The organism is Microbacterium paulum (genome assembly GCF_015707995.1).
Taxonomy (GTDB): domain Bacteria; phylum Actinomycetota; class Actinomycetes; order Actinomycetales; family Microbacteriaceae; genus Microbacterium; species Microbacterium paulum.
In genome coordinates, this window is record NZ_JAAGRY010000017.1 from 1 (window position 1) to 26,215 (window position 26,215).

The 26,215-nt window shown below is 70.2% G+C and carries 25 protein-coding genes and 1 pseudogene; 13 read left to right on the top strand and 13 right to left on the bottom strand.

Features of this window, described 5'->3' with window-relative positions:
• From G3N18_RS05800 to G3N18_RS05810, 3 genes are all read right to left on the bottom strand, one after another.
• A partial coding sequence (locus tag G3N18_RS05800; RefSeq protein ID WP_196383371.1) for an AAA family ATPase occupies positions 1–924 on the bottom strand: 924 nt, incomplete at its 3' end.
• The gene (locus G3N18_RS05805; protein ID WP_196383373.1) at positions 921–2,084 is read right to left on the bottom strand and encodes an exonuclease SbcCD subunit D; all 1,164 of its coding nucleotides are present in this window, start codon (positions 2,082–2,084) and stop codon (positions 921–923) included. The genes G3N18_RS05800 and G3N18_RS05805, both read right to left, overlap by 4 nt.
• A gap of 102 nt (positions 2,085–2,186) precedes the next feature.
• Entirely contained in the window at positions 2,187–3,653 is a 1,467-nt protein-coding gene (locus G3N18_RS05810) for an MFS transporter (RefSeq protein ID WP_196383375.1), read from the bottom strand.
• 82 nt (positions 3,654–3,735) lie between these two features.
• Here G3N18_RS05810 and G3N18_RS05815 point away from each other — a divergent pair, with 82 nt between their 5' ends.
• A complete protein-coding gene (locus G3N18_RS05815; RefSeq protein WP_338038307.1) occupies positions 3,736–4,605 on the top strand; it encodes an alpha/beta fold hydrolase in 870 nt (289 codons plus the stop codon).
• Between the two features lie 61 nt (positions 4,606–4,666).
• On the opposite strand, the gene G3N18_RS05820 is transcribed toward G3N18_RS05815, so the two are convergent.
• On the bottom strand, positions 4,667–4,879 hold the full coding sequence (locus G3N18_RS05820) for a hypothetical protein (protein WP_196383376.1): 213 nt from the start codon (positions 4,877–4,879) through the stop codon (positions 4,667–4,669).
• A gap of 110 nt (positions 4,880–4,989) precedes the next feature.
• Positions 4,990–5,289, bottom strand: a complete 300-nt coding sequence (locus G3N18_RS05825; RefSeq protein WP_196383378.1) for a GNAT family N-acetyltransferase — start codon at positions 5,287–5,289, stop codon at positions 4,990–4,992.
• A 441-nt stretch (positions 5,290–5,730) separates the two neighbouring features.
• On the opposite strand from G3N18_RS05825, the gene G3N18_RS05830 reads away from it, so the two are divergent.
• The 4 genes from G3N18_RS05830 (at position 5,731) to G3N18_RS16455 (ending at position 8,341) form a co-directional block, all read left to right on the top strand.
• A complete protein-coding gene (locus G3N18_RS05830) occupies positions 5,731–6,456 on the top strand; it encodes a winged helix-turn-helix domain-containing protein (RefSeq protein WP_196383379.1) in 726 nt (241 codons plus the stop codon).
• Positions 6,457–6,602: 146 nt separating this feature from the next.
• The gene (locus G3N18_RS05835) at positions 6,603–7,601 is read left to right on the top strand and encodes a DNA-3-methyladenine glycosylase family protein (RefSeq protein ID WP_196383381.1); all 999 of its coding nucleotides are present in this window, start codon (positions 6,603–6,605) and stop codon (positions 7,599–7,601) included.
• Between the two features lie 60 nt (positions 7,602–7,661).
• Positions 7,662–8,102 carry a VOC family protein gene (locus G3N18_RS05840; RefSeq protein ID WP_196383382.1) on the top strand — a complete coding sequence of 147 codons (441 nt, stop codon included), beginning with the start codon at positions 7,662–7,664 and terminating at the stop codon, positions 8,100–8,102.
• Positions 8,060–8,341, top strand: a complete 282-nt coding sequence (locus G3N18_RS16455; protein WP_338038308.1) for a hypothetical protein — start codon at positions 8,060–8,062, stop codon at positions 8,339–8,341. The genes G3N18_RS05840 and G3N18_RS16455 overlap by 43 nt, the downstream gene beginning before the upstream one ends.
• 169 nt (positions 8,342–8,510) lie before the next feature.
• On the opposite strand, the gene G3N18_RS05850 is transcribed toward G3N18_RS16455, so the two are convergent.
• Positions 8,511–9,002, bottom strand: coding sequence for a DNA alkylation repair protein (locus G3N18_RS05850; protein ID WP_338038309.1), 492 nt, complete (start codon positions 9,000–9,002; stop codon positions 8,511–8,513).
• A gap of 96 nt (positions 9,003–9,098) precedes the next feature.
• Here G3N18_RS05850 and G3N18_RS05855 point away from each other — a divergent pair, with 96 nt between their 5' ends.
• The gene (locus G3N18_RS05855; RefSeq protein WP_196383386.1) at positions 9,099–9,752 is read left to right on the top strand and encodes a Pr6Pr family membrane protein; all 654 of its coding nucleotides are present in this window, start codon (positions 9,099–9,101) and stop codon (positions 9,750–9,752) included.
• Between the two features lie 49 nt (positions 9,753–9,801).
• Here the strand turns inward: G3N18_RS05855 and G3N18_RS05860 are convergent, their stop codons facing one another.
• Together G3N18_RS05860 and G3N18_RS05865 are read right to left on the bottom strand one after the other, a co-directional pair.
• Positions 9,802–10,632 (bottom strand): aldo/keto reductase, encoded by an 831-nt coding sequence (locus tag G3N18_RS05860; RefSeq protein ID WP_196383387.1) that lies wholly within the window; start codon positions 10,630–10,632, stop codon positions 9,802–9,804.
• Between the two features lie 219 nt (positions 10,633–10,851).
• Positions 10,852–11,664: a Cof-type HAD-IIB family hydrolase gene (locus G3N18_RS05865; RefSeq protein ID WP_196383389.1), complete on the bottom strand. Its 813-nt coding sequence runs from the start codon at positions 11,662–11,664 to the stop codon at positions 10,852–10,854.
• A gap of 360 nt (positions 11,665–12,024) precedes the next feature.
• On the opposite strand from G3N18_RS05865, the gene pgi reads away from it, so the two are divergent.
• Positions 12,025–13,710, top strand: a complete 1,686-nt coding sequence (pgi, locus tag G3N18_RS05870) for a glucose-6-phosphate isomerase (RefSeq protein ID WP_196383390.1) — start codon at positions 12,025–12,027, stop codon at positions 13,708–13,710.
• A 121-nt stretch (positions 13,711–13,831) separates the two neighbouring features.
• On the opposite strand, the gene G3N18_RS05875 is transcribed toward pgi, so the two are convergent.
• The gene (locus G3N18_RS05875; protein ID WP_196383391.1) at positions 13,832–14,932 is read right to left on the bottom strand and encodes a hypothetical protein; all 1,101 of its coding nucleotides are present in this window, start codon (positions 14,930–14,932) and stop codon (positions 13,832–13,834) included.
• Between the two features lie 118 nt (positions 14,933–15,050).
• On the opposite strand from G3N18_RS05875, the gene G3N18_RS05880 reads away from it, so the two are divergent.
• Positions 15,051–15,641: a TetR/AcrR family transcriptional regulator gene (locus tag G3N18_RS05880; protein ID WP_196383393.1), complete on the top strand. Its 591-nt coding sequence runs from the start codon at positions 15,051–15,053 to the stop codon at positions 15,639–15,641.
• Here the strand turns inward: G3N18_RS05880 and G3N18_RS16460 are convergent.
• Both G3N18_RS16460 and G3N18_RS05890 read right to left on the bottom strand, forming a co-directional pair.
• Positions 15,638–16,288, bottom strand: coding sequence for a YdeI/OmpD-associated family protein (locus tag G3N18_RS16460; protein ID WP_196383395.1), 651 nt, complete (start codon positions 16,286–16,288; stop codon positions 15,638–15,640). The two genes, G3N18_RS05880 and G3N18_RS16460, sit on opposite strands and share 4 nt — an antisense overlap.
• A 69-nt stretch (positions 16,289–16,357) precedes the next feature.
• Positions 16,358–17,089 (bottom strand): NRDE family protein, encoded by a 732-nt coding sequence (locus G3N18_RS05890; protein WP_196383423.1) that lies wholly within the window; start codon positions 17,087–17,089, stop codon positions 16,358–16,360.
• A gap of 52 nt (positions 17,090–17,141) precedes the next feature.
• On the opposite strand from G3N18_RS05890, the gene coaBC reads away from it, so the two are divergent.
• On the top strand, positions 17,142–18,392 hold the full coding sequence (gene coaBC / locus G3N18_RS05895) for a bifunctional phosphopantothenoylcysteine decarboxylase/phosphopantothenate--cysteine ligase CoaBC (protein ID WP_196383397.1): 1,251 nt from the start codon (positions 17,142–17,144) through the stop codon (positions 18,390–18,392).
• A 242-nt stretch (positions 18,393–18,634) separates the two neighbouring features.
• Here the strand turns inward: coaBC and G3N18_RS05900 are convergent, their stop codons facing one another.
• The gene (locus G3N18_RS05900) at positions 18,635–20,800 is read right to left on the bottom strand and encodes a glucose PTS transporter subunit IIA (protein WP_196383399.1); all 2,166 of its coding nucleotides are present in this window, start codon (positions 20,798–20,800) and stop codon (positions 18,635–18,637) included.
• A gap of 263 nt (positions 20,801–21,063) precedes the next feature.
• On the opposite strand from G3N18_RS05900, the gene G3N18_RS05905 reads away from it, so the two are divergent.
• The 3 genes and pseudogenes from G3N18_RS05905 (at position 21,064) to G3N18_RS05915 (ending at position 22,672) form a co-directional block, all read left to right on the top strand.
• Positions 21,064–22,011 carry an aggregation-promoting factor C-terminal-like domain-containing protein gene (locus G3N18_RS05905; RefSeq protein WP_196383401.1) on the top strand — a complete coding sequence of 316 codons (948 nt, stop codon included), beginning with the start codon at positions 21,064–21,066 and terminating at the stop codon, positions 22,009–22,011.
• A gap of 144 nt (positions 22,012–22,155) precedes the next feature.
• Positions 22,156–22,278: pseudogene (locus tag G3N18_RS16570) on the top strand (DUF1622 domain-containing protein); the annotation flags it as partial.
• A gap of 223 nt (positions 22,279–22,501) precedes the next feature.
• Positions 22,502–22,672 (top strand): CsbD family protein, encoded by a 171-nt coding sequence (locus tag G3N18_RS05915; protein WP_196383402.1) that lies wholly within the window; start codon positions 22,502–22,504, stop codon positions 22,670–22,672.
• Between the two features lie 131 nt (positions 22,673–22,803).
• On the opposite strand, the gene G3N18_RS05920 is transcribed toward G3N18_RS05915, so the two are convergent.
• Positions 22,804–23,796 carry a magnesium and cobalt transport protein CorA gene (locus tag G3N18_RS05920; protein ID WP_338038310.1) on the bottom strand — a complete coding sequence of 331 codons (993 nt, stop codon included), beginning with the start codon at positions 23,794–23,796 and terminating at the stop codon, positions 22,804–22,806.
• Positions 23,797–24,406: 610 nt separating this feature from the next.
• Here G3N18_RS05920 and G3N18_RS05925 point away from each other — a divergent pair.
• Positions 24,407–26,170, top strand: coding sequence for a hypothetical protein (locus tag G3N18_RS05925; RefSeq protein ID WP_196383404.1), 1,764 nt, complete (start codon positions 24,407–24,409; stop codon positions 26,168–26,170).
• Positions 26,171–26,215 lie beyond the last annotated feature (45 nt).

The following is a 26,215-nucleotide window of genomic DNA, read 5'->3' on the forward strand; positions in this document are numbered from 1 at the left end:
GCTCTTCCGATCTCGTTCGACGAGGGCGGCGTGCGCGTCGGCGGCGGCGCGGTGCGCCGCATCGGCGCGCGCGAGCTCGGCCGCGGCCTGTTCGATGCGGTAGTGGGCGCGATCCACGGCGACGAGAAGCGCCTCGCGCCGTGCCGCAAGGTCGCCGGCTGCGGCACCGGTCGCGCCTCCCGCCGCATCGGCGCCCGCACCGGCGCCGGCACCGGCACCGGAGCCGTCGGGATCAAGACCCGACTCGTTGCGTTGCTCCTCGACCATGCGCTCCGCGAGTTCGAGCAACGTGCGCGCCTGCGCGGCAGCCCCGTCGAGCATCTTCTGCGCGTCGCGCCGGCGCTGCTCGAGATCGTCGCGGTACTGCTCGAACCGGCGAGTGCCGAACAGCGTGCGAAGAAGCGCTTGGCGCTCATCGCCGGGCGCGAGCAGAAAGCGCGAGAACTTGTTCTGCGCGAGCAGGATCACCTGCTGGAACTGCTGCGCGCCGAGCCCGAGCATGTCGCCGAGCGCGACGCCGACATCGCGCGGCTTCGCGGCGCGACCCACCCACACCCCGTCGACCCGCTCTTCGAGCACCGCGCGCGCCGGTTCGGTGGTGAGCCCGCCGCCACGCTTGGCCGGGCGGTCGTATTCGGGGGCCCGCGTCACGCGCCAGCGGGCGTCGCCGATCGTGAACTCGAGCCGCACCTCGGTCGGGTCGGTGAGCGCACTGTGGTCGCTGCGTAGCCGCTTCTCCCCGCCGTCGTAGCGCGGCACGCTGCCGTAGAGGGCGAAGCTCACCCCGTCGAGGATGCTCGACTTGCCGGCGCCGGTGCGGCCCGAGATGAGGAACACCCCGTCGTCCCCGAAGGCATCGAAGTCGACCCGCTGCGTCTCGCGGAAGGGGCCGAACCCCGTCAGTTCGAGCGCGTGCAGTCTCACGCGAGCGCCTCAGCGCGCACGCGCTCGTCGAGCACGTCGCGCAGAATGTCGGCTTCGACCTCGCTCGCGCCCTCCCCCGCCCGCACGTGCCCGAGGAAGGCCTCGACGAGTTCCGTGTCGCTACGCGCGGCGCGCACCCGCTGCACGTACGTGCGCCCGTCGCCCTCCCGCACGGTCGCGGGTGCATGAACGACCTTGGCGCAGTAGGCGAAGCGCTCCTGCAGGCGGCGCATCGCGTCGGCCTGCGGCAACGCGTCGGTGTACTCGACGCACACCCAGGCCTCTTCGACCTCGTCGTACGCGCGGTCGGCGAGCAGGTCGTCGAACGCGCCACGCAGGGTCACCACGCGCCGCGGCACGGGCAGGTCGAGCCACTGCGCACCGGCGAAGCCCGTGGCATCCAGCTCGACGAGCCACGACCCGCGGGGCTTGTCGCCCTCGCCGAAGGCGTAGTGCAGCGGCGCGCCGGCGTAGCGGATGTGCGGGGCGAGCTGCTGACGCCCGTGGATGTGCCCGAGGGCCATGTAGTCGACGCCCTCGAAGGTCTGCAGCGGCACCACGTCGAGCCCGCCCTGCTGAATGTCGCGTTCGAGGTGCGGCGTGGGCTCGACGCCCGCGGCGAAGCAGTGCGCGATCGCGACCGATCGCACGCCGCGCTCGCCCACCGACCGCTCGGCGAGGTCGGCCCGCACGAGGGTCATCGCGTGCGCGAGCACGCCCGCCTGTGAGGTGGCGCCCGGCCACTCGTGGCGCAGCAGCGCGGGCTCGAGGAACGGGAGGCCGTAGACGTGCACGGGCCCGTGTTCGTCGGTCACCGTGACGGGCGTCGCGATCGCAGAGGGATCGGTGAGCACGTGGATGCCTTCGCGCAGCAGCCCCGCCTGGAAGCCGAGCCGGGCCGCCGAGTCGTGGTTGCCGCTCGTGACGATCACCTCGGCGCCCGTTTCGGCGAGCGCCCGCAGGGTGTCGGAGAGGAGGGTGTAGCAGGCCGCGGCCGGCGTGCCGGAGTCGAACACGTCGCCCGCGACGATCACCACGTCGACGTCGTTTTCGCGCACCTGGGCCGTCAGCGCCTCGAGCACACCGCGCAGCGCCTCGAGCGTGGAGTGACCGTGGAAGGTCCGCCCGATGTGCCAGTCGGAGGTGTGCAGGATGCGCATGCTCCCACGCTACGTCGGGGCGCCGACATCGCCCCGACGGCCCGCCGTCAGTGCCAGCGCCCGCCGTCAGTGCCAGCGCCGCCGTCAGTGCCAGCGCCGCCGTCAGCGCGCGCGGGCGCGGCGCCGCGAGGCGAGGTCGATGACCCCCAGCAGGAACGAGAGCGCCACGAAGATCGCGACCGACACCATGCCGTACGCGTAGGCGTCGTGATAGACGTCGAGGCCCGCACGCCCGGCATCCTTGTCGCGGTAGATCGCGGCGTAGAAGAGCGACAGCGCCACGGCGGTCCCCACCGCGGTGCCGATGCGCTGCCCGAGCTGGCCGACCGAGCCGGCGAGGCCGCCCGAACGGGTGGGGATCTCGGCGAGGGTCAGGGTCTGGTTCGGGGCCACCACGAGCCCCGCGCCGATGCCTGCCACGAGCATGACGGCCGCCATCGCGTAGGCGACGATCTCGGGCGGCACCGTGTAGGCGACGATCGTCAGCACGATCACCGAGACGAGCACGATACCGAGCCCCCACACCACGAGCGGTCGACCGAGGCGCGTCACGAGGTTGCCGCCGTACCAGGCGCTGACGGCGCTCGCGAGGGCGAACCCGATCGAGATCATGCCGGCGAAGACGGGCTCGAGGCCGACGCCCAACTGCAGGAACAGGGTCGTCAGCAGGAACAGCGCGGGGATCGCGGTGAAGTACGTCGTCGCGATGAGCGTGCCGTTCCGGTACGACGCGATGGTGAAGAGGGCGAACGGGATGAGCGGGGCTTTGCCGGATGCCGCGTACCGCCGCTCCCACCAGACGAACGCCGCGGCGAACACGACGAACACGACGAGCGACCACCAGCGGCGCGGATCGTCGTCGGGCGAGCCCGTCGTGAACAGGAACGGCCACATGAGCGTCACGATCATGACGCCGAACAGCACGAGCCCGATGGGGTCGAGCTGCAGACGGCCGGGCGCGCTCGTGCGGGTGCGCGGCAGCAGGAAGATCACCCCGGCGAGCACCGCGAGGCATAGCGGCACGTTCATCCAGAAGATCCAGCGCCAGCCGTCCTGCGCGCCGCCGAGAGCGATCATGAGACCGCCGAGGGTGGGGCCGAACGCGGTCGCGATGCCGATCGTCGCCCCGAACAGGCCGAACGCGCGACCGCGTTCCTTGCCGGTGAAGATCTGCTGGATCGTGCCGATCACCTGCGGCATCTGGATGCCCGCCGCGAGCCCCTGCACGAGCCGGCCGATGATCAGCACCTCGATCGTCGGGGCGAGCGCGCACACGATCGAGGTGATGGTGAACAGGCTCAGGCCGACGATGAACAGCGTCTTCCGCGAGCGCTGGTCGCCCAGGCGCCCGAACGGAACGAGCGCCAGGCCGAACATCAGGACGTACCCCGACACGACGATCTGCAGCTGTGTGGATGCCGCGCCGAACGCCGCCTCGATCGACGGGAGCGCCACATTGACCTTGCTGAGGTCGAGGATCGTGAGGGCCGCGACCGAGACGCACACCCAGAACGCGCGCCAGCGCTGGCCGTGGTCGAGCGGGATGCTGGAAGTCGCCGGAGAGGTCATCGGGCCCAGGCTATGCCCGCACACGAGTGGGCGGGGCCGTCTCGACGAGAAGCAGACGACGCGCGCCGGGTAGCCTCGTGGGGTGAAATCCGACGACAGCTCTCTGCAGTCGGCCGCCGACGCGGCGGCCGAGGCGATCGAGGATGCCACGGCTCAGGCGGCCGACACCATCGACCGAGCGATCGACGAAGCGACCGGCGTGCCCACCGACGACGGCGAGATCGAGGAGTTCACCCACGACGGGTCGACCCTCATCGCCGAGCGCCGGGGCGACCACGCGGCATCCACGACCGTCGTGCTCGTGCACGGCATCGGCATGGGCCGCAAGGTGTTCGCCGACCTGTCGCGCCGGCTCGAGCCCGAGGCGCTCGTCGTCTCGGTCGACCTGCCCGGCTACGGCGAGGCCCCCGAACCGCCGCGCACTCCGGCGATCGAACGCATGGCCGACCTCGTCGCCGCGTACGTGCGTCACCTGGGGCGCGGCCCCGTGATCCTGCTCGGGCACTCGATGGGGACGCAGGTCGTCACCGAGGTCGCCGCGCGGCACCCGGGCACCGTGTCGCACCTGGTGCTCGTCGCTCCTACTGTCGACCGCCACCATCGCCACGCCCTCACGCAGCTCGTGCGCCTCGGGCGCGATCTGTTCGGCGAGAGCGCCAAGGTGCTGCTCCTCGGCGGGCGCGAGTACCTGCGCGCCGGGCCGCACCTGCGCCGCAAGATGCACGCGATGCTCGTGCACCGCCCCGAGCACGCCTATCCGCGCCTCGAGGTGCCGACGCTCGTCGTGCGGGGCGAACTCGACGCGGTCGTGCCGCAGCCGTGGTTCGACGAGGTCGTCGCCGCGATCCCCGACGCGACACCGTTCGTGGTCGAGGGCCACCATCACGAGACCCTCATCCGCACCGCGAAGCCCGTCACCGACGAACTGCACCGCTGGCTCGCCGAGCACTGATGCGGGGCGTGGTGGCGCGCTCGTCGGGGCGGTGCGGCGCGGTGCGGTGCGAGCGCGCGGCTCAGCCGGCGAGATCTGCCACGAGCCGCCGCACGAGGGCTTCGTCGGCCTCGATGCCGGTGTCGCTCAGGCGCCGTCGGACGGCGGTTTCGACCGTCGCGGTATCTTCACCCGTGACGTCGGCGCGCAACTGAGCGATCAGGCCGTCGAGGCGTTCCTGCTCGGCCGCCGTGTTCTGGTCGAGCACCGGCTCGTCTTGCGTCTCGTCGGTCATGGCAGGCCCACCCCCTCCGGGCCCACGGGGTTGTGCGCCGTACGCTCAGTCTGAGGCCGGGCCGGGGGCGCGGGCAGGGGCTTGACGAGGCGCCGGCGCGCGGGTAGCCGTCAGCTGGCGCGGCGCGCGGCGAGGAGGTGCTCGTGCCCCGGGTTGGCGTCGAACCAGTCGGCGACGTACCAGCACACCGGGCTCACGACGCGGTCGCCGCGCTCCTCGATGTCGGCGACGGCACGCGCGACGACCTCGCCCGCGTAGCCGTGGCCCCGGAACGTCGGGATCGTGTACGCGCGGGTCAGGGCGATCGTGCGCCCGTCGTCCCGATAGTCGAGCACGCTCACGAGGTCATCGCCGCGGTGAAGCGTGTAGCGCGAGGCATCCTTCTCATCGGCGAACTGCAACTCGGTCATGCCTCCACGCTACGCCCGCCCGCCGACAGGTCGCTGACCGTGCACTCTGTCACATTCCGTCATCTGCACCGCGCGGCATCCGTGCGGTTTGACACATCGCGACCCGGTTCGTCATAATCAGGCGCATGACTGACAACGCACGCACTCTGTCCGCCCGGGAGGCGAACGGACCTGCCGGCATCATGATGCCGCGCGTTGCCATGTGTTGCCGAATGTGTATCTGACGGTCATCCCCGCCGGGTCCGCCCTCCGCTTCTGACGCCCTATCCAGAAGGTCGGAGCGTACGACCCCCGAGTCACCGACACCTTCCGCACACAATGCGGACCACGGATGCCTCGCGCACCGGCCCTCCCGTTCGGGAGACGAGCCGACTCTGCAGCACACGCTCGAACCCGTTCTCGTGGCGCGTCGCCCGGGTTCCCGCCCTGAAGGACTCTCTCGTGTCGAACACCGTTCTCCTCGCCCCCGCCCCCGTCTCCGCTCCCGTCGCCCCGGCCCGTCACCTGCACGCGGTCGTCGACTCCGCCCCGGCAGCCCCGGCCCCGCCGGTCGGTGTGCCGGTCGGCACCGCACCGCGCGGATTCGCCCTCTACGTCGGCCTCGATGAGCTGAAGGCCGCCGCCGATGGCGTCTCGCTCTCGACCATCGTCACGGCTCTTCGCCAGACCCTCGCAGAGCTCGCACCGCACGCCGAGAGCTACGCCACCGTCGCGCTCGCCCCGGCCGCTGCCGGTGGCCGCGATGTCGACGTCGTGCGCCTCGCCCTGCACGAGCCGAGCGCCGTCGCGCGCACCAAAGCCGAGACACCCGACGAAGACCACGTTCCCGGCGGCGTCACGATCGACATCTCGCGCCGCCGTGTGCACATCGACGGCGAGGCATCCGCGCTCACCTTCAAAGAGTTCGAGCTGCTGCAGTACCTCGTGCTGCGCGAGGGCCGCACGATCGAGCGCACCGAGCTGGTGTCGTCGCTGTGGAGCCACGCCGACGGCGACGAGGTTCCCGGTGAGCGCACGATCGACGTGCACGTGCGACGCCTGCGCGCCAAGCTCGGGCGCTACGAAGACATCGTGCGCACGGTGCGCGGCATCGGGTACCGCTTCGACCGGCACGCCGACGTCGTGATCCGCTTCGGTCACGGCACTCCTTCCCCCGACCGCTTCTGAGGCGGGCCGCGCCCGCCCCCCCGGCCGCCGGTGCCTCACCATCCGTCGGATCGGTGGTGCAGAAGTCGACTACCGAGCACGACCCGCGGGCACCCGCACCACGGCTCCGACGAACGATGTCGGAGGCGGTGACATAGGGTGACGGCATGACGACGCGGGAGTGGATGCCGAGGCCGCACGCCCCGGCGCCGTCCGCCCGCCGATCGGCGGCCGAGCGCGACCCTCGCCCGCCGATGACCCCACCGCGTGAGGCGGAGTACCGCCCGCGGCTGCCGATCGACGTGCGGCGGGCGCTCGCGGCGCACCAGCGCGGCGCCCACGACCCGGCCCACACCGAGCATCAGAGCGTGATCTGGCGAGTGAGCCGCACGCCTGAGGGCGTCGCGACGCTCGCCCTGCGCGTCGAGCGCACACGGGTGCGCGCGGCGGCGTGGGGACCCGGCGCCGAGTGGGCGCTCGATCAGGTGCCGCGGCTTTGCGGCGACGGCGACGATCCCGAAGGTTTCGATGCCGGCAGGCATCCGCTCGTCGCGAGCGCGCACCACCGGCATCCGCACCTGCGAATCGGCCGTACCGACCTCGTCTTCGACGCGCTGGCGAGCGCGATCTTCGAGCAGAAGGTGACCGGCCTGCAGGCGTTCGGGGCGTGGCGGATGATCCTCACCTGGTGCGGCGAGCGCGCCCCCGGGCCGACGCCGCGCCCGATGTTCGCCCCACCGGCCGACTGGAACCTCATCCCGAGCTGGACGTGGCACCGCGCGGGCCTCGAACCGCCGCAGTCGCAGACGATCACGCGGGCCGCCCGACGGCGCGCATCGATCGAGCGGGCGGCGACGGAGGCATCCACCGGCGATGAGCGCGACGCCGTGTTCACGAGCCTGCCCGGCGTCGGGGCGTGGACGAGCGCCGAGACGCGCATCCGGGCGTTCGGCGATGCCGACGCCGTGAGCGTGGGCGACTACCACCTCGCCCACCAGATCGGGTTCGCGCTCACCGGTCATCGCGTCGACGACGACGGCATGGTCGAGCTGCTCGAGCCGTGGCGGGGGCACCGGCAGCGGGCGATCCGGCTCATCATGCTGAGCGGGGCGTTCGAGCCGCGGCGCGGCCCGCGGCTCGCGCCCGAAGACCATCGCGCGCGCTGAGGCATCCTCCCCCCGGCCCGGCCTCTTGCGGGGGCGACGGAGCGGGGCGACACTGTGCGCATGTCGCTCACACTGAACCCCTACATCAACCTGCGCGGCACCGCCCGCGAAGCTCTCGAGTTCTACCACTCGGTGCTCGGCGGCGAGGTGCAGGTCTCGACGTTCGCGGACTTTCCCGAGATGGCGCCGCCCGGTGAGGAGCATCTCGTCATGCACGGGCAACTGACCACCGCCGAGGGTCTTGTGCTGATGGTCTCCGACGTGCCGTCGACCATGCCGTACGCGGCGCCGGCGGGGTTCGCCGTGTCGGTGAGCGGCGACGAGGCGGAACGGCTGCAGCGGGTGTTGTGGGATGCCTTGGCCGAGAGCGGCACCGTCACCGCGCCCTACACGACGCCGCCGTGGGGCGGCACGTTCGGCATGGTCACCGACCGCTACGGCGTCGACTGGATGGTGATGTGCAACGACGGCCCGGGCGACGCCCCTACAGTGGAGTCCTGACCTCCCCCTACGACGGTGACGCAGAGAAGACCGGCTGGCCGCGCGGCCGCTGGGGCTGGCTGTTCGGCAGCATCGTGCTGCTCGTGCTGGGCGTCGTGTTCGGGCTGATCTTCGGCAGTGTGTGGCTCGGCCTCGCCCTGGCCGTGCTGCTCTCGCTCGGCTGGCTGATGGGCTATGAGTCGTGGCGCGGCCGCAATCCGCGCCTCGACGACCCGTGGGACGACGGCGCGCAGCTCTAAGGCCGCCCGGTCACCAGGGCGCGGGGCGGTCGGCGTCGCGCTGCGAGTCGTTCGGCATGTGCGCGATCTGTCCGCCGCCGGCGCGGATGCAGAGCCAGCGCAGCTGACCGGGGCTGTCGGGCAGCGACTGCGGGCGACACCAGCGCTGCGGAGCGGACGGCGGAGATCCTCAGCGGAGCCGTCTCTCAGAGAGCAGTGCGGCCGCGGAGCGCAGGCCCGCGGCATCCGCGTGCGCCCAGCGCGCCACGATGCGCTCCGCACGCTCGGCCTCGGCCCCGGTGAGTCGTGCGAGGAGCGGGCGCACGACGTCGACGGTGAGCGGTTCGATCAGCGCGGGAACGCCCGCTTCGCGCAAGAAGCCCTCGATGCGGGTGAGGTCGTTGCCGGTCAGCGTCTCGACGCGGCTCTGCAGCAGGACCACCGCCGCGAGCCGGCGCTCGAACACCGGCGTGCGCCACAGCTGCGACGCGAGCGCCACGGTCTCGTCGTGCGTCATGCCGCGGTACCGCCGCAGCGCATCGCGGACCACACCGCGAACGGCGCCCACCGACGCCCCGTACACCCGCAGCCCACCGACCGACGCGTCGCCGTCCGCCCACGTGCGCCACTCCGACGCCTCGGCGCGCAGCGTGCGGTCGATGAATGCCTCGGGCTTTTCCACCCTCCCATCCTCGCCGGTCCCGCCGCAGATCCGGCCCGCAGGCCCGACCCGCAGGCCCGACCCGACGAGCGCGGCCCCGCCCCTACGATGTGACGCATGGCCCTGCACCATCGCACGCTGGCGTTCGCCTACCGCGCCCTGGCATCCTTCCTCATCCTGCTCGGCATCGCGCGCGTGGCAGGACTCTGGAGCGCCACCCCCACCTGGTCGTCGTTCCTGTACTACACGGTGCTGAGCAACGTGCTCTGCCTCGTGTGGATGGTGTGGTCGGCGATCGTGACGGTGCGCGACGCCGAGGCGAAGGGCTGGTACGGCTACTCGACCCCGCCGGCACGCGGTGAGGCGGCGGTCATGGAAGCGATCACCGTGACCATGCTGATCTACCTGTTCGTGCTCGCGCCGGCGCTGTTCACGCAGCCGGGCGCGTACCAGCCGTTCACCCTCACCGACAATCTCGTGCACATCGTCACGCCGGTGCTCGTGATCGTCGACTGGCTGCTGTTCATCCCGAAGGGCGAGATCAAGCCGTACGACCCGCTGCTGTGGGCGCTGATCCCCTACTCGTATCTCGCGTTCGCCTTCATCTACAGCGCGGCGGGCGTTTCGACGCCAACACCGTGCCGTACCCGTTCATGGATGCCTCGGTGCACGGCGTCGGCGGAGTCATCGCCTGGATCGTGGGGCTCACCGTGGCGCTCGTCGGCGTCGGCTACGGGTACTACGGACTCGACCGGCTGCTCGCCCGCGTAGGGCGTCGGTGGGCGGCTGCGGCGAGTCGCAAGGCGTAGTCGCCGGGCGGTTACATCTCTTCGTGCGTGTCGGGGTCGCCGTCCCACAGCCGGCCGCGCTCGAGCGCCGAGATCGCCGTGACCTCGGCATCCGTCAGCGTGAACCCGAACACGTCGGCGTTCTCGACCTGCCGCGCCGGGGTCGCCGACTTCGGGATCGGTGTCGAGCCGAGCTGCGTGTGCCAGCGGAGCACGGCCTGGGTCGGCGTGACGCCGTGCGCGGATGCCACGTCGGCGATGACCTGCTCGGTGAGCAGCTCGCTGCGCCGGGCGAGCGGGCTCCAGCTCTCGGTGCGGATGCCGTGCGCGGCATGGAACGCGCGCAGCGCGTCTTGCGGAAAGTAGGGGTGCAGCTCGACCTGGTTGACGGCGGGGGTGACTCCCGTCTCGTCGATGAGGCGGGTGAGCATCGCCTCGGTGAAGTTCGAGACCCCGACGCTCGTCACGAGGCCCTCTGCGCGCAGGTCGATCATCGCCTGGAACGTCTCGACGTAGCGGTTCACGCTCGGGTTCGGCCAGTGGATGAGGTACAGGTCGATCCGGTCGAGACCCAGCCGCTCGAGCGAGCCGTGCGCCGACTGGATCGTCTCTTTGTAGCCGTGCTCACGGCCGGGCACCTTCGTCGTGATGACGAGCTCGTCGCGGATGCCGCTGCGTCGCACCGCCTCGCCCACCTCGGTCTCGTTCTCGTAGTTGACCGCGGTGTCGAGGAGGCGGTAGCCGTTCTCGATCGCCGAGACGATCGCGGCGGTGCCGTCGTCGCCGCGCAGGTTGTAGGTGCCGAGCCCGAGTTCGGGGAACGTGGCGCCGTCGTTCAGGGTGACCGTGGGAATCGTGACCATGGCATCCACGCTACGCCCCGAAAAAGGGACCGGGGCATCGCGGCCGGGGCGGGGTGCCGGGCGGGGTGCCGAGGTCGAGCGGGGGCATCCGCAGGGGAAACGCGGCTTTCTTGCGCGCGCGGGCCCCCAAGGCGCCCATTTCCCCTGCACGTGCCACCACTTCTCCCGAAGCCACGGAGCAGCGCAGCGAGATCCGGCCCGGAGCGCGACCGGGGCCGATCAGTCGTCGAGCAGCCCCTCGATGACCGAGATCACGCCGTCATCGGCGTTCGACGGGGCGCGGTGCCGGGCGACGGCGACGACGTCGGGGTGCGCGTCGGCCATGGCGTACGACCAGTCGGCGCCCTGCAGCAGTTCGAGGTCGTTCAGGTAGTCGCCGAAGGCGGCGGTCTGCGCGGGGGTGACACCGAGCGCCGCCTGGAGGTTCCGCAGGGCGACACCCTTATTGACGGTGGCGTTCATGATGTCGACCCAGTGCAGACCAGACACGACGACCTGGTGCGTCCCGCCCAGATCGGCGAACGCGACGGCGGAGTGCGCCTCGCCGCCGTCGAAGTCGTAGATCGCGAGCTTCAGCACCTGGTCGTCGACGGCCAGCAGATCCGGCACGCTCTCGAGCTTCGCGTAGTACTTCTCGACCTCGGTGAGAAACGCGGGGTCAGCCGACTCGATGTAGGCCGAGCGCTTGCCGCAGACGACGAGCGCGGCGTTGAGGTCGCCCGCCGCGACGTGTGCGCACAGGCGCTCGACGACGGATGCCACGAGGCCCGAATCCAGGGCATCCGAACTGACCTCTTCGTCACCGCGCACCACGTACGCGCCGTTCTCGGCGATGTAGTCGAGATCGCCCGGAACGCCGGCGAACATGCGCTGCAGGGTGGCAAGCTGGCGGCCGCTCGCGGGGGCGAAGGCGATGCCGCGTTCGGCCAGACGATCCAGCAGCGGCCACAGCCCCTCGGGGATCGACCCGTCGGGCCGCAGCAGCGTGCCGTCCATGTCGACGGCGATCAGGCGGATGTCGGGTGCGCTCACGAGACCATCCTTTCAGCCGCGGCCGGCCGGGGGACCCGAGCGGCCCGGGCGATCCGGACGACCGGTTCCTGACCGAGCGCTATGCACGCGGTATGGGTTCGGCCGATCCGCGCGCGACCGTTACCTCGTCGTTATACAGTCGATGCAACGCCGCTCCTCTCCCCCGAGCCGGTGGCGCAGCAGAAATCCTCATCTGCGATTCCTTTTGGTGCAACGGGATGCAGGGCCGGTCGGCCGAAGACACCGACCGGCCCCTCCCGTGCCAGGATCTCCCTCCACGTAGCGAACGCCGCGCATGCCGCGGGCGCCGCGTGTGCGCCGCCCCTGCCGGGTGAGTCACGGGAGCGCTAGCGTGGATGCGTGACCACGCCGATCGATCCCACCGCCACTCCCGCCTGGACCGAGCTCACCGCTCTCGCCGCCGATCTGAAGCCCGATCTGCGCGGCTGGTTCGCCGACGACCCGGGGCGCGTCGAGCGCCTGAGCTTCGAGCTCGCCGACCTGCACGTCGACCTCTCGAAGAATCTCGTCGACGACGAGATCGTCGGAGCCCTCGTGCGCCTGGCCGAACAGACCGGAGTGGCCGAGCGCTTCGCCGCGATGCTGCGCGGAGAGCACATCAACACGACCGAAGACCGTCCGGTGCTGCACACGGCGCTTCGCCGACCGCCTGGCTCCGAGCCCCCGCTCGTCGTCGACGGTCAGCAGGTCGACCGCGACGTGCAGCAGGTGCTGGATGCCATGTCGGCGTTCGCCGACCGGGTGCGCTCGGGCGAGTGGACGGGCGTGACGGGCAAGCCCGTGAAGACGGTCGTGAACATCGGGATCGGCGGCTCCGACCTCGGCCCCGCGATGATCTCGGCCGCTCTCGAGCCGTTCGGCGGCGAGATCGAGGCGCGCTTCGTCTCGAACATCGACCCGTTCGACCTCGCCCACAAGACCAAGGGCCTCGACCCCGAGACGACCCTGTTCATCGTGGCATCCAAGACGTTCACGACGCTCGAGACGCTCACCAACGCGCGCCTCGCGCGCGACTGGCTGTGGGCGGGGCTCGAGAAGGCGGGCGCGATCGGCCCGACAGGCTCGGGGACCGGCTCGAAGGAGGACGCCGTGGCGCACCACTTCGTCGCCGTCTCGACAGCGCTCGACAAGGTCGAGGCGTTCGGCATCGACCCCGCGAACGCGTTCGGCTTCTGGGACTGGGTGGGAGGCCGGTACTCGGTCTGCTCGGCGATCGGGCTCTCGCTCGTACTCAAGTTCGGGCCGAAGAACTTCCGCGAGCTGCTGGCCGGGTTCCACACGGTCGACGAGCACATGGCATCCACCCCGCTCGCCTCGAACGTGCCCGTCCTCATGGGGCTGCTGAACGTCTGGTACACGAACTTCCTCGGGGCGCAGTCGCACGCCGTGCTGCCCTACGCGCAGCAGCTCAGCCGGTTCGCGGCCTACCTGCAGCAGCTGACGATGGAATCGAACGGCAAGCGCGTGCGGTGGGACGGATCGCCGGTCACCACCGAGACGGGCGAGATCTTCTGGGGCGAGCCCGGCACGAACGGTCAGCACGCCTTCTACCAGCTGCTCCACCAGGGCACGCGCCTGATCCCCGCCGACTTCATCGCGTTCGCAAACCCGGCGTACGCGCTCGAGGACGACGGCCGCGACGTGCACGGGCTGTTCATCGCGAACTTCCTCGCGCAGACGAAGGCGCTCGCGTTCGGCAAGACCGCCGAAGAGGTCGAGGCCGAGGGCACGACCGGGGCGCTCGTGGCGGCGCGGACCTTCCCCGGCAACCGCCCGACCACGTCGATCTTCGCGCCCGCGCTCACCCCGCGGGTGCTCGGCGAGCTGATCGCGCTGTACGAGCACATCACCTTCACGCAGGGCGTGATCTGGGGCATCAACTCGTTCGACCAGTGGGGCGTCGAGCTCGGCAAGCAGCTCGCCCTGCAGATCGCCCCCGCCGTCGAGGGCGACACCGCCGCCTACGACTCGCAGGATGCCTCGACCCGCGCCCTGCTCGACTACTACAAGTCCCACCGGGCCTGAGGGCTGCGCTCGGGCGCCGGCCGCGGCGCCCGCGCCCCGTCTCCCCCGCGATACGGCATGCAGCGCGCCGGACGCACGTCGGCGTGGCGCGCTGCATGCCGTCTCGCGGGACGGGGCGGGCTCAGGCGGTCGCCGACACGGGGTCGTCTTCGTGGGCGGCGAGCTCGTCGGGCTCGGCGCCGCCCGCCGTGCGGAAGTGGCCGATCACCGACAGCAGCAGACCGCCGACGGTCCAGCCGGCCAGGACGAGCCACGAGAACGAGGCATCCGCCTGCGGAAAGTACGACACGTCGCGCAGCAGGTTCGCCGCCGCCCCCGGCGGGAACCACTGACCGACCTGCCCCCAGACGCCCGGCAGGAATTCGCGCGGCATCGCAGCGCCCGAGATCGGGTTGGCGAAGAGCATCATGACGATCGGCCCGACCGCGATGCCCGCGCGGCCGATGAGCGCGACGACACCCGTGATCGGTGCGGCGATCGCGGCGAGGGCGAGCGCGATGACGGCGGCCTGGGTCCAGAAGTCGCCCTGCAGCACGCCGAACCAGCCGGCGAGAATGCCGGTGAGAAGCACCCCGCCCACGGCGGAGTAGACGACGACCGCGAGCACGCGGCGAAGCGCCCCGATGACGGCGATCGAGATCGCGATGCCGCCGATCATCCCACCCATGACGAGCGGGAACATCGCCGCCGTCAGGCCCGTACCGCGCGGGTCGGTCGACGCGAGCGGCACGACGTCGGTGACGGCGACCGTGATGTGCGCGGGCGCGGGCGCCCCGGCGGCGGCCGCCGCGGCGGCGGCCTGTGCGTTGATCTGGGCCTCGAGGGTGCCGCCGAGCCCGGTCAGCAGCTGGCTGACGGCGAGGTTCGCCGCCGACGAGGTGAGCACCTCGGGCGCGACGCCCGGCGCCGCGCCGAGGATGATCGCGCCGTAGACCTCGCGCTTCTCGATCGCGGTGACCGCGGCGTCTCGGTCATCGACGGTCTGGAAGGCGAGAACGTCGGGCTGCTTGGCCTGCACGGCGTCTTCGAGAGCGGTCACGGACTGCTCGGGGCCCGCGACGGCGACGGGAAGGTTGTGCGGCTCGGCGGTGACGCTCGGCCAGGCGAACGCGAGCACGACGACGCCGACGCCGACGACCACGGCGAGGGCCACGGCGATGGCGAGCACCCGGCCGATCGGCGTGTGCGGGGTGTGCACGGGTGCGGAAGATGATGTGGACACGAAGACTCCTCGTGAAGTGGTGACAGCACGTACGAAACCGACTGTATAAAAAACGAATGCTCGTTCTTTATACTCGGTTCTCGTAGGATCGCCAAGAGGGGGCGACGAAAGGGCACGGATGCCGAAGGTCACCGACGAGTACCGCCAGGCGCGACGCGACGAGATCATCGAGGTCGCGATCGGCTGCTTTCTCACGCGCGGCTACGGTCACACCTCGATCGCCGACCTCGTCGCCGCGTCGGGCCTCTCAGCGGGCGCGATCTACGGCAACTTCCCCGGCGGGCGCGACGAGATCTTCGTCGCCGCGGCGACCCGCATCCTCGACTCGCGACGCCTCGACCTCGAAATGGCCCGCCGCGAAGGACCGCTCTCCCCCGCCGAGATCATGACGACCCTCATCACGGGCATCCGCTCCGAGGCCATCGGGCCGATCCTGCCGCAGCTGTGGGGCGAAGCCGTCGTGCAGCCCGACATCCTGGTGCTCGTGAACGGCGTGTTCGCCCAGCTGCGGTCGACGATCCACGACGCCGTCGCCGACTGGGCCCATGCGCACCCTGATCGCATCGACGGCGATCCCGACGAGTGGGCGCATCGGGTGACCCCGGTGATCCTCTCGACAGCGCCCGGCTACATCCTGCAGCAGGCGGTCATGCCCGATTTCGACGGCGACGCCTACCTCGCCGCCCTGCGCGAAGTGCTGCCGCACTAACGCGCTGCGGCGGCCGCCACGGCGGCGCGGGCCGCCCAGGCGGGCACGACGCCGTAGCGCTGCGAGGGGATGAGTTCGCCCGCCGCGCAGTGCGCGACGAGGGCGGCCAGGCGGTCGGTGCGGGTCTGCGCGCGCTTGGCCGCGTGCAGCCAGTTCGCGCAGAGGCGCTGATAACCGGGCGTCGCCACGCTCCAGAACGCCTGCGCCGCGGGAACGGCCGCGATCGCTGCGAGTTCGCCGCCGTCGAGCTCGTCGCGCGTCTCGTACGAGTACACGGCGCTCCGCTCGGGCGAGCGCCGTGCGTAGGCGTCGAGCCCGGCGCGGTGCATCAGCCCGGCCGCGGTGAGGCGCTCGACGTGCGCGATGTTGATCGCGCTCCAGTTCGACGACGCCTTGCGGGGGCTGAAGCGCTGTGCGCGCACGTCGCCGATCCGCCGGCTCGTCGAGTCGATCCATCCGAAGCACAGCGCTTCGACGACCGCGCCTTCCCACGTCAGCCCCTGCTGCGGGTGCGCCTTCGGACGTCGCTCCACCCACAGCTCGGCGGCGTGTTCGTGGTGCTGCTCGAGCCAGGAGCGGAACGCCGCGGCATCCGCGAAGAACACCACCTCGGGCTCACCGGCACCACCCGCCTCTTCTGCGCTCACGCTCGCGAAGCTACCAGCGACCGCCGACACCGCGGCGCGGCGTGGCGGGTTGGGGCCGGCCGGGGCGGCTCAGCGCAGCACGGGGCGGTTCCAGGCGCCGGGCTCGTCGAACTCGCCGTAGCGCACGTCGACGGCGCCGGGCGCGACCGACGCCGTGCAGACGAGCAGCGACAGCGTCGGATAGCCGAACGGACGGTTGTCGCGCACGATCGCGCGGTCGTCTGTGGCGCCCACCGCGCTCGTGCGCTCGAGGGTGTCGAGCCACTGTTCGCGCCAGCCGTCGTCGGTGGCGGCGTCGGGGTCATCCGGCACGAGCGGCGCGGCGAAGTCGTCGCGCCACGCGGCGATGCGGGCGGTGGCCGCGTCGTCGACGTCGTCGTGGGCGATCATGTGCGTGCCGGGGGCGAGCACCACGCGCCGCAGCGACTGCCCGTCCCACATGGTGACGGATGCCTCGCCGGGCGTGACCTCGACGAGGTTGAAGCCGTGCGTTCCGGGCGGGTCGGCGAGCGGGGTGCCCGCGACGGCATCGAGCACGATCCGACCGCGCGAGGGCAGCGGCTCGGCCTCGTCGGTCGCCACATCGGCACGGTTCAGGATCACGGCGACCCGCCCCGCATCCGCATCGGCGGCGAGCCACGCCCCGCCGGCACGCCGGTCGCGCACCCCCGAGACGCTGGGAAGCTCCGGCCACCAGGGGCCGAGCGGGTCCCACGCCCGGGCGGGATCTTCGTCGCGCACGGCGAGCAGCCGGATCGGCGCTCCCGGCTCGCTCGGCACGTGGACGATGACGGTGCACACGGTGCTCGTGACCTCTCCGCCCGACCCTCGCAGTGCGTGGGAGGATCGGACCATGTTCGTTGTCGTGGGTGTGACGGGCGGCATCGCCGCGTACAAGACGGTGCAGCTGGTGCGTACCCTCGTGACGAACGGCCACGAGGTGCACGTTGTTCCCACCGAAGACGCGCTGCGCTTCGTCGGCACGGCCACGTGGGAGGCCGTCTCGAGAAATCCTGTCACGACGAGCGTGCACGACGACGTCGCGCAGGTGCGCCACGTCGCCCTCGGCACCTCGGCCGACCTCGTGGTCATCGCACCGGCGACGGCCAACACCCTGGCCAAGATGGCCGCCGGCCTCGCCGATTCGCTGCTCGGGGTCACCCTGCTCGCGACCACGGCGCCCGTCGTCGTGGCCCCCGCCATGCACACGGCGATGTGGGAGCACGCGGCGACGCAGGCCAACATCACGACCCTCCGCGCGCGCGGCGTGCACGTGGTCGGCCCCGCCGACGGGCCGCTCACCGGCGGCGACAGCGGCCCCGGCCGCATGGTCGAGCCGGATCAGATCGCCGAGGCCGCGCTCCGGATCATGGATGCCACGGCGCCGGATGCCACGGCACTGCAGGCGTCCGCGACCGCCGACCTCGCCGGGCTGAGCGTCGTCGTCTCGACGGGCGGCACGCGCGAACCGATCGACCCCGTGCGCTATCTCGGCAACCGCTCCAGCGGACGGCAGGGCACCGCGCTCGCCCTCGCGGCCGCAGCCCGCGGCGGCGAAGTGACCCTCGTCGCCGCGCACGTCGACGACGGAGTGCTCGCCGAGGCATCCACCCACCCCCGCGTGCACATCGTGCGGGTGTCGACGGCCACCGAACTCGGTGACGAGATGACACGGGCCGCGGCGCGCGCGGATGTCGTGGCGATGGCCGCGGCGGTCGCCGACTATCGGGTCGCCGAGGTCTCGCACACGAAGCTGCGCAAAGAAGACGGCGTGCCGCGGCTCGAGCTGACCACGAACCCCGACATCCTCGCGGCGCTCGTCGCCGCGCGGCGGCCGGGGCAGACCATCGTCGGCTTCGCCGCCGAGACCGCCGCGACCGAGGCCGAACTGATCGAGCGCGGCCGCCGCAAGGCCGCACGCAAGGGCGCCGACCTGCTCGTCGTCAACCGCGTCGACTGGGATCAGGGCTTCGAGAGCGCCGAGAACGCGGTGCTCGTGCTCGACGCCGCGGGCGAGGTCGTCGCCGAGGCCTCGGGCACCAAGCGCGCGGTCGCCGCGACCGTCTGGGACGCCGTGACCGCGCTCCGCACCGCCGAGGCCTGAGAACCCGCACGTAGGGGCTCACGCCCGGACGACAGTCTCACCCAGTCCGCGTTCGGTATTCAGTCCGCGCACCCGTCCCACGCCGCCCGCGCCCCGCAATTGCGGTTGCCCGCGCCCAATCCTCTCGCGCAGAGACTGAATACCGTACGCGCGCCGCCCTCGACCGGCGCACGCGCCCGGCCCCCGCGCACAAGGGAGGCCGGCGACCACGCGGGTCACCGGCCTCTGCTCGTCTGTGCGGGTCAGGCCTTCTTCTGGATGTCGAGCAGCGGCTCACCGTGCGAGACGGGGCCGAGCTTCACCGGGTCGACCGTGTCGAACGAGTCGCCGTTCAGCACGATCACCGGGGTGATCAGCGGGTAGCCCGCCTTCTCGATCACGGCGCGGTCGAAGGTGACGAGCGGGGTTCCGGTTTTGACGCGGTCACCGTTCTTCACCTTGACGTCGAAGCCTTCGCCCTTCAGGTTGACGGTGTCGATGCCGACGTGGATCAGCACCTCCACCCCATTGTCGAGCTGCAGACCGAACGCGTGACCGGTGGGCTGCGCGGCGACGACGGTGCCCGCGCCGGGCGAGTACACCGTGTCACCGGTCGGCTCGATCGCGACGCCCGGGCCCATCACGCCGCCGGCGAAGACCGGGTCGGGCACCGCGTCGAGCCCCACGGCGGTGCCGTCGAGCGGCGACGCGAGCTGCACGAGCGCGCCGACATCGGTCGCCGCGCCCTCACCCTTGGTCGCGAGTGCGGTCGCCGAACCCGCCGCCGCGCCCGCGACGGCCCCCGCGCCCGCTCCGGGCAGCAGTTCGTCACCACCGGCGACGCTCTTCACCGCCGCGGCCTCGTCAGCGGCCCCGCCGACGATGCGCGCGTCGTCGGCCGCGACCGCTCCGGCCAGCGCCGGTGCCGCATCGGCCGGGTTCTTGTAGCCCGACACGATCACGAGCACCATCGCGACGATGAAGGCGCCGGCGACGGCGATCAGGTACAGCCCGATCGGGTCGAAGGCCGGAATCGTCAGCAGCGAGGTGAACACGAACGCCTGGGTCGTGATGCCGTTCTTCAGGCCCAGCACGAGCGAGCCGATACCGATGATGAGGCCACCGGTGAGGCATCCGACGAGCATGCGTGGATAGATGCGCTTGTAGCGCAGATGGATGCCGTAGAGCGAGGGCTCCGAGATACCGCCGAGCAGGCCGGCGGCGAGCGCACCCGTCGCGGTCTGGCGCATCTGCTTGTCCTTCTCACGCCACGCGAGCACGAGCACACCGGCGGTCGCGCCGAAGCAGGCGAAGTTCCACGCACCCATCGGGCCCTGGATGAAGTCGTAGCCGAGGGTCTGGATGTTCAGCAGCATGATCGCGTTGATCGGCCAGTGCAGGCCCAGCGGCACCATGAACGGGTACGCCAGCGGAATGACGATCGCGAAGATGAACGGAGAGAACGTGTTGATGGAGCTCAGCAGGTTGGCCAGCGCCGCGCCCGCGTAGACGCCGATCGGGCCGATGAGGAAGGCCGTCAGCGGGATCATGATGAGCATCGCGAGGAACGGCACGAAGATCAGCTGGATGTTCTCGGGGATGATCTTCTTCAGCCCCTTGTAGACGAGGCCGAGCACGGCCGCCATGAGCAGCGGCGGGAACACCTGCGAGCTGTAGTCGAAGATCGTCAGCGGCACCCCGAAGATGGGGATCGTCGTGATCTTCGACCCGAGGAACTCGGACTGGGTGGCCGCGTCGTTCTGGCCGAGGTCGGTGAAGGCCGGCAGCATCATGACCGCCATGATCGCGAAGCCCACCCACGGGTCGGCGCCGATCTTCTGCGAGGCGTTGTAGGCGACCATGAGCGGCAAGAAGACGAACACGCACTGCCACATCAGGTTCACGAACTGCCACGACGGCGGCAGGGTGACGCCCGGCGAGTTCCAGGCCGGGATCACATCGAGCGTCGCCATGAGCGCCATGAAGGTGATGAACAGGGATGCCCCGAGGAGCGCGCCCAGGATCGGGCGGAAGGAGTCGGAGAGGAACTCGAACAGGGTGTCGAGCCACGCGTTCGTGCCGCGCGGCCCCTTGGCGCGCTCGCGCGCCTTGATGTCGGCGTCGCTCTCGCCCGCGCCGCCACCGCCGGACGCGGCCGCGCCGCCGCCCGTGCCGACGCCCGCCATCGCGGGCAGCGCCATGATCTCGTTGTAGACGTTCTGCACGCCGCCCCCGATGACCACCTGGAAGCGGTCGCCCGACTGCGGCACCGCTCCGAGCACGCCGGGGATCTTCTCAGCCGTGTCTTTGTCGGCTTTGTCGCCGTCTTTCAGTTGGAATCGCAATCGCGTCGCGCAGTGCGTGAGGCTCTCGATGTTGCCGGGACCACCGACCGCATCGACGATCTCTTTCGCGGGTTCATATGCCATGGTCGGTGCTCCCTGTCCTCGGCCAAAGTCACTTTCGTGCGCGACTCTATACCGGCTCAGGGGCCCACTGATAGGGGCCGTGCCGGACATAACCCACCCCTTTTCGAGAGGTCGCGCCGCGCACCCGCGTACAGGCTTCATCCAGGAACCACACCCGGGATGTCCAGAAAGTGTTGCAAACCTGTGACCTTCGCGCCCACCCGAGGACGCACGCCGCCGGTTGCTTTCTGCCACCGCGGTGCTGATTCACCGGAAGTACTTCTATGCCCCGCTTCAGTCTCCGCTCCGCCACGCCCGTTCTCGTCTGCGCAGGCCTCGTCGCCGGCATGCTCGCCACCACCGGCGCAGCGCTGCCCCCGAACAGCGACACGACGGCTGCGGCCGCCGCCGATCACTCCGAGCGCATCTCCGCTCCGCTCAGTGCGATGACCGAAAAGGGTGCCTCGGCGCTCGTCGACGCACGCAACGCCGTCGCCGAAGCGCGCAACGTCGCCGACGACATCGCCTCGTCGGGGCTGACGGTGAATGCCTCCAGCACCGTCGTCGACACTCGCGCCCTGAGCACCTACATCGACAAGCTCGGCGACCTCGACCTCATGCCGACGCTGCTGATCCCGGCGCTCACGACCGACACGACCGCCGAGATCCAGTCGGTGCGCGTGCAGACGGCGACCCTGCGCGGCAAGCTCGACGCCGCGATCGCCAAGAAGGCCGAAGAAGAGGCCGCCACCAAGGCTGCCGCTGAGGCCGCCGCCGCGCAGGCCGCTGCCGAAGCCGCCGCCGCCAAAGCCGCTGCAGACGCCGCAGCCGCTGCGGCCGCCGCCGCAGCCGCAGCCGCAGCCGAGACGAGCTCGTCGTCTTCGTCTTCGTCGTCGGTGTCGGTGCCCTCGGTCGACGTCAACGTCGACCCCGCGTCGGCGCAGGGCATCGCCCGCACGATGATGGCCGCCAACTACGGCTGGGGCGACGACCAGTTCGCGTGCCTCGTGTCGCTGTGGAACCGCGAGTCGGGCTGGCGCGTGAACGCCGCCAACTCGAGCGGCGCCTACGGCATTCCGCAGGCCCTCCCCGGCAGCAAGATGGCCTCGGCCGGCGCCGACTGGGAGACCAACCCCGCGACGCAGATCGCGTGGGGCCTCGGCTACATCTCGGGCCGCTACAGCAACCCGTGCGGCGCCTGGGCGCACTCCGAATCGAGCGGCTGGTACTGATCGGCTCGCCGCGTCAGACGCGCTAGATTGTGGGCGTGGCATCCGTCGATGGATGCCACGCCCACTTTCTTCGCCGGCGGCGACCCTTGGTAGAGACGGTCGAGTCGTTCTTCACCGTGATCGCGGTGGTCTTCGGCCATTCTGCTGGGACTCGAGATCCTCGTCGCGGCAGATCTCATCCGTACGATCACTTCGAAGCCCTCGATCGAAGACGCGCTGATCCTCGGGCTCATCGTGCTGATCCGCAGCGTGCTGTCGATGTCGATCCAGATCGAGATCGAAGGCGTGCTGCCGTGGCGGAAGGCACTGCTCACGAGCGGGGCGCAGGTGCTCGGCGATGCGGTCGCGCGCGACCGCGCGGCATCCGTCGCGGCTTCTGCGGCCCCGCTGAGACCGACGTCTAAGCCTTCGCCGGCCCGCCGTCAACCCCCTGTCTGCAGAGCCTGCCGCGACGTACGTTCGAGGTATTCGCGACAGAGAGGGGATCCCCATGGGACTCGACGACAAGATCAAGAACGCGGCAGAAGACCTCGGCGGCAAGGCCAAGGAAGGCTTCGGCAAGGTGACCGGCAACGAGAAGCTCGAGGCCGAGGGCCAGGCCCAGCAGGTCGAGGCCGACGTCAAGAAGGCCGCCGAAGACGTGAAGGATGCCTTCAAGTAAGTCACTCCCCCATATACGGAAGGCCCCCGTCGATTCGTCGACGGGGGCCTTTCGCCTGTGCTGACGCGGCGCGCGTCACATCCACTTCGCGCGTTTGAAGATGAGGTAGAGCGCCGCCGCGAACGCGACCATCAGCGCGACCGCCACGGGGTAGCCGAACGCCCAGTGCAGCTCGGCATGACGTCGAAGTTCATGCCGTAGATCGCGGCGATCAGGGTCGGGGCGAACAGGATCGCCGCCCACCCCGAGATCTTCTTCATGTCTTCGTTCTGGCGCTGCGCGACGAGGGTCGCGTTGACGGTGAGGATCTGCGTGAGCGCCTCGCGCAGTTCGGCCGCGCGCACGGTGACCCGCGAGAGGTGGTCGGCGACGTCTTGCAGGTACACCCGCAGGTCGTCGGGCACGCCGTACTTGCCGAGACCGGCGCGCAGCGCCTCGACGAGGTCGCTCATCGACGCGGTCGCGTGCTGCAGATCGACCGCCTCTCTGCTGAGGTGGTAGATGCGGGCCGCCGCGGCCGGGTCGCCGCTGAATACCTGGCGCTCGATCTGCTCGCGGTCGATGCCGAGGCCCCGCACCGGGTCGTACGCGTCGACGATGGCGTCGAGCAGCCGGTACACGACCGCTTCGGGGCCGAGGCGCAGCAGCTTCTGGTCGGCGAGCAGGGTGCGCTCGCGACGGTCGGGCGTCGTGGCGCGCTCGCCCGTGACCGCGGCGCCGTCGGTGCCGTCGATCCAGCGGTGGTCTTGGCAGAGCACCGCCACGGCGCGACCGCGCACGAGGATGTGGAACTCCGAGAACTCCACCTCCTCCGACTCGTCGATGTAGCGCGCCGAACACACCACCAAGAAGAGCAGCTCGCCGTACCGCTCGAGCTTCGGCCGCTGCCCGGCATGCACGAGGTCTTCGACGAGCAGCGGGTGCAGCTCCCACGCCTCCGCGAGATGCTCGATCTCGTCGTCGGTCGGGGCGGGATAGAAGAACATCGCCATGCGTTCGGTGGATGCCTCGGCGAACGTCAGTGCATCGATGACCGTCGCGCCGGCGGGGGCCGCGGCATCCACACCGTCGATCACGTAACGCGTGAAGTGCGGCGCGGAGCTCGCCACGGCCTGATCGGTCACGCTCCGCCCACCGCGGCGACGCGCCGAATCGAGAAAGCGGTGCTGCCGGCATCGGTGCGGGGACGGCTCATCTCGATCTCCCTCTGCGGGCACGTACGGGGACGTGCCCGAGCCTATGCCGAGACGGGGCTTGGCGGAGGGCGGGAGTGCGCGGTGGCGCCCGCGCCTCTCCCCTATGAACCAGCCATGTCCGATCTCACGAAAGTTGTCGGCTGGTGAGACGGAGCAGCCCCGGAAAGACGGGTGACTGATGCGGCACCGAAAGCGCCCGTTGTCTCACGAAACTTGTCGGTAATCGCGTTTCATCCCGTCCTGCCTAAAACGTCGAGCGGACGGTTTCGGCGCGGCAGGTTCCGGCAGGGGGTTTCGGTCAGCGCACGGCCGGCGTGTCGTGTGGTCGGCCGGCGGCCTGGGAGTGGCTGCCGGAAACGATCGTTTTCGGCAGGGTCTGGGAGCGATGAGCTGTCCGCATTGGGACCTATCGACACCACGATCTACGGACGCCTCATCTGGAACGAGGAGTCAGTCACCCGCCGAAGCACAATCAGGCGGGCGGCGGACGCTGTGGGGGATCGCCAAACGTGCATGTCCCGGGCAGCGAAGTATCGTCGTGGTCATGAGTCAAAGGCGGATCATCTGGCCAAAGCTTGACGAGGTCACGTTCAACGACCTGGTCGAGAGCTTGCTTGTTCGAGAGTTCACACGCGACGGGATGATCGCGATGGCCGTCGATGGCCGTGGGGGTGACGGCGGCATCGATGTCGACGTGCGCGCGCGGAGGACGGAACAGCTGATCCACGTCTTTCAGCTCAAGTACTTTCCCGAAGGTTTTTCCGGAGGCCACGTGAATCGTCGGTCTCAGATCCAAGGTTCTTTGCTGGAGGCGCTAAAACTGACCCCACCCCCGCCCCTCTGGACGCTCGTCGTTCCTCGGAAGGTGACCGTCAAAGAGCGTCAGGCTGTACGGAAGATGCGCAAGGGGCATCCCGTCCGGATCGAGTTCATGACCCCACCTGAGCTGGATAATCTGCTGGCGAAGCACCCCGACATCGAGAGACGTTTCACGATCGATCGCGAGGTCGAGATCCTCAGCGTATTCAAGCGGGAAGAGGCAGCGCTCGTGAAAGCCGGCGATCTCCGCTCTGAGCTGAACCGGATGTCAGATCGCCTTCACGGTCGAAGCGAGTACTGGGGGGCGGCGTTCTCCGTTGGACCCGACGGAACTCCGGTCGAATCATTCTTCCCCAAGCGAGCGGATGCGGGTGAGCGCGAGCCGCTTGGCCTGAATCTCACGCTCGGATTCTCACCGGACGACAACGACTTGAAGAAGCGGTTTGAGATGGCGCTGAAATTCGGCCCGATCGAGCCCGTCAAACTACCCGCGCGCGTCATACAGTCGCTAGAGAAAGTGGGTCCTGAGTGGTTCAGCGAAACCCTGGAGGGTATCGCGCTTCAGCTAGGTCCTGCAGGCGACGCGCACCTACCACTGCCCGTTCGTGTCGACGTGCGCGACGAGTCCGACCACGTTCGCGCGACACTCCGCGGGACCACAACCGCGTTGGCCGCTGGGTACGGCGGCACGACCGTAGATGTGAAACTCGAAGGCGGGGTCTCACAGCGGTGGATGCTTCCATCCAGCGTCAAAGAGCCCGGGAGCGTTACGTTCGAGACGAGCTTTATCGGATCATCTGCCAGGGACATTCGTCGCGCACTGAGGTTCCTCGAGAGATCGGACGGCGCGGGCATCTTTGGTCTCTCCGTGGACGGGGCGAAGCCGATCCTTCTCACCTTCGCCCCCTCCCGCATGTCGCCTCATGACCCTCGCTTCGTCGCGTTCATTGATGACCTGTGCTTCCTTGAAGATCACTTCGAGCTCTCACTCCATTTACCCGCACAGACCGATAGATCCGACCTTCTGTGGGCACGGATCATGAGGCTTCTGATCGAGGGCTACGCAACGGCACACCCCTTCAACCGTACGTATGGAGCGACTCTCGACGGAACCCGTGACCCGGGCCTGGACATGCTCCTGAGCGACGGTCAGGCAGCGGTGATCCAGGAGAGTTCCTTCGCGCTGCAGCTCTTCGGAGAGAGGCTCGAAATTGACCGCATCGCCTACTACAGCCACCACGTACTTGTAGATGAAGCGTCTACGGCCCGAGACGCGCTCGCGAACGGGACTGCAGCCGGCATGAAGATATCGCTCCGCCCCATTGACGGGCTTCCGTGGGTCATCTACGTCCCTGCAGCCCTGGAAGCATCCGGACGAACTACTGTCATCACGCAGCCCTGGAACCTCGAAGGCCTCAGTGAGCACCCGGGTTACAGTCGCCTGCCGAACCGCCTTGGCAATCAGAGCACAGTCGAAGCGTGATCTTGTCGCGGATCCACGCGCATATGGGGCGCCTCATGAGCCGAT

Coding starts and splice junctions, on each gene's coding strand:
- G3N18_RS05810 (WP_196383375.1), bottom strand. CDS start 3,653: ATGACCTCTCCGGCGACTTCCAGCATCCCGCTCGACCACGGCCAGCGC.
- coaBC (WP_196383397.1), top strand. CDS start 17,142: ATGTTCGTTGTCGTGGGTGTGACGGGCGGCATCGCCGCGTACAAGACG.
- G3N18_RS05905 (WP_196383401.1), top strand. CDS start 21,064: ATGCCCCGCTTCAGTCTCCGCTCCGCCACGCCCGTTCTCGTCTGCGCA.
- G3N18_RS05825 (WP_196383378.1), bottom strand. CDS start 5,289: ATGACCGAGTTGCAGTTCGCCGATGAGAAGGATGCCTCGCGCTACACG.
- G3N18_RS05840 (WP_196383382.1), top strand. CDS start 7,662: ATGTCGCTCACACTGAACCCCTACATCAACCTGCGCGGCACCGCCCGC.
- G3N18_RS05915 (WP_196383402.1), top strand. CDS start 22,502: ATGGGACTCGACGACAAGATCAAGAACGCGGCAGAAGACCTCGGCGGC.
- G3N18_RS05820 (WP_196383376.1), bottom strand. CDS start 4,879: ATGACCGACGAGACGCAAGACGAGCCGGTGCTCGACCAGAACACGGCG.
- G3N18_RS05835 (WP_196383381.1), top strand. CDS start 6,603: ATGACGACGCGGGAGTGGATGCCGAGGCCGCACGCCCCGGCGCCGTCC.
- G3N18_RS05880 (WP_196383393.1), top strand. CDS start 15,051: ATGCCGAAGGTCACCGACGAGTACCGCCAGGCGCGACGCGACGAGATC.
- G3N18_RS05805 (WP_196383373.1), bottom strand. CDS start 2,084: ATGCGCATCCTGCACACCTCCGACTGGCACATCGGGCGGACCTTCCAC.
- G3N18_RS05860 (WP_196383387.1), bottom strand. CDS start 10,632: ATGGTCACGATTCCCACGGTCACCCTGAACGACGGCGCCACGTTCCCC.
- G3N18_RS05900 (WP_196383399.1), bottom strand. CDS start 20,800: ATGGCATATGAACCCGCGAAAGAGATCGTCGATGCGGTCGGTGGTCCC.
- G3N18_RS05855 (WP_196383386.1), top strand. CDS start 9,099: ATGGCCCTGCACCATCGCACGCTGGCGTTCGCCTACCGCGCCCTGGCA.